Source organism: Polaribacter sp., from assembly GCF_049276715.1.
Lineage (GTDB): Bacteria > Bacteroidota > Bacteroidia > Flavobacteriales > Flavobacteriaceae > Polaribacter.
In genome coordinates this window covers 1-2472 of record NZ_JBASWY010000019.1, presented here as the reverse complement: position 1 = coordinate 2472, position 2472 = coordinate 1, and the positions used below count along the sequence as shown (strand labels likewise).

General features: G+C 54.0%; 2 protein-coding genes. Both read left to right on the top strand.

Features of this window, described 5'->3' with window-relative positions:
* Window positions 1–886 (top strand): cation diffusion facilitator family transporter (locus WAO74_RS04940; RefSeq protein ID WP_422160065.1); only part of this gene is annotated, 886 nt, incomplete at its 5' end.
* A 225-nt stretch (window positions 887–1111) separates the two neighbouring features.
* Window positions 1112–2472 (top strand): adenosylhomocysteinase (gene ahcY / locus WAO74_RS04935; protein WP_422160064.1); only part of this gene is annotated, 1361 nt, incomplete at its 3' end.

Here is a 2472-nt window from a genome sequence, read left to right as displayed (position 1 = left end):
CTCAGAGGCGATCCATAGTGTTGCTGACTCCGGTAACCAAATATTGCTGCTGATTGGTAATAAGCGCGCCAGGAAACCCGCTGACGAAAAGCATCCATTTGGCTATGGCCGAAGGCGCTACGTGTATGGATTTATTGTTGCAATCGTCCTGTTCATGGTGGGTGGGGTCTTTTCCCTTTATGAAGGGATCCACAAATGGCAACACCCTGAACCGCTGAATGATTGGTGGATTGCAGTTGTTGTGCTGGTACTTGCAATTGGTCTTGAGAGTTATTCATTTCGTACGGCGTTGCGTGAGGCAGATAAATCGCGAGGGAACCGTTCGCTTTTTGGATTTGTAAAAGCCGCGCGACAGCCTGAACTTCCCGTAATTCTATTAGAAGACGCGGGCGCGCTGATTGGCTTGGTGCTGGCTTTGTTAGGAGTGGGTGCGGCCGTGATCACCGGCGACGGTCGGTTTGATGCCGCAGGCGCGATGAGTGTTGGCACGCTACTTATCGTTATTGCGATTTTTCTTGCAATTGAGATGACTGCAATGCTGGTGGGTGAAAGCGCATTGCCCGAACAGGTTGCGGCGATCAGGAAGGCGCTGGAAGACTCTGGGGGCGTTGAGCGGGTGATCCACTTGCGGACAATGCACGCGGGACCGGATGAACTCATAGTTGCGGCCAAGATCGCAGTGCACCATTCTGATACGGGCACGCAAATCGCACGAGATATTGATAAAGCCGAAAAGGCACTGCGCGCTGCAGTGCCGAGTGCGAAATATATTTTTCTTGAACCAGATCTAGACCGAGGCCGCCACACCGATCCCCAAGCCCCTGGGCTAGATATCGACGGCTCCGATGCCCAGGCTGGCCCGGACTCTTCCCGGACCGGGGACTAACCCGCCCCGATTGCACTAAATCACGCCGATTTCGCAATTCACACGAGGCCGGCGGGGTGTGCCAGCATGCATCAGTTCGGATCTCTGGCATACTAGGGGAACCACGCAGCCGGAGCCCTGGAATTTGTTGTGGAAATCCAATTAATTAGTTCTTGCCATCTTTGCTGTCTGCTCGCATGCAGCGGGTGCGGGAAATATCCGGAAAAACATACATGAGGAGTTTCAATGGCGAACACCACAACTGATCCAAATAGGGGAAGCCTTTTCACGGCTGATGGAGCACCAGATTTCAAGGTGGCAGATCTGAGTCTTGCTGACTTTGGTCGAGACGAAATTCGACTGGCTGAGCACGAAATGCCAGGGCTAATGGCGATGCGCGAGCAGTTTGGTGTCACCAAGCCACTTACAGGTGCACGGATTACCGGTTCGATCCACATGACGGTGCAGACCGCAGTGTTGGTCGAAACGCTGGTCGCGTTAGGCGCCGAAGTGCGTTGGGCTTCGTGCAACATTTTCTCCACCCAAGACCATGCGGCCGCCGCAACCGTCGTTGGCCCAACTGGCACCGTTGACAATCCCGCCGGTGTTCCGGTGTTTGCATGGAAGGGCGAGACCCTTCCCGAATACTGGTGGTGCACCGAGCAGATTCTGATGTGGCCAGACGGTAAAGGTCCGAACATGATTCTAGATGACGGCGGAGACGCCACGCTTCTTGTGCATAAGGGCAAGGAATTCGAGGCAGCGGGAGTTGTCCCGAGGCCAGATGCTGATACGTCAGAGGAATACACGGTCGTTCTCGAAACACTCGCGCGCACTTTGACCGAAGATTCACAGCGGTGGACGAAAATCGCAGGCGGAATTATGGGTGTCACAGAAGAAACTACGACGGGTGTTCACCGGCTGTACGAAATGCTTCGCGAGGGGTCGCTGCTGTTCCCCGCGATCAACGTCAACGATTCGGTTACCAAGAGTAAGTTTGACAACAAGTACGGTTGCCGCCACTCGTTGGTCGACGGAATCAACCGCGCAACCGACACATTGATCGGTGGCAAGGTTGCAGTTCTTGCGGGCTACGGCGACGTGGGTAAGGGCTCAGCGGACTCACTTCGTGGCCAAGGTGCGCGCGTAATTATCACTGAAGTCGATCCAATTTGTGCGCTGCAGGCTGCCATGGACGGCTATCAGGTTGCTCGAATGGAAGACGTAGTCGCGGAAGCAGACATCTTCATCACGGCCACCGGCTGCTACGACGTTATTACCGCCGAGCACATGTCCAAGATGAAGCATCAGGCGATCGTCGGAAATATTGGTCACTTTGACAACGAGATTCACTTAGTGGGACTGACCAAGACTCCGGGAATCACACGAAAGACGATCAAGCCTCAGGTTGACGAATGGACTTTCGCTGATGGTCATTCGATCATCATGCTTTCCGAAGGCCGACTGTTAAACTTGGGAAATGCAACAGGTCATCCCTCTTTTGTTATGAGCACGTCATTCACCAATCAAGTGCTTGCACAGATCGAGTTGTTCACCAAGCGGGATGAATACGGACTTGGGGTTCACGTTCTGCCTAAGCACCTCGA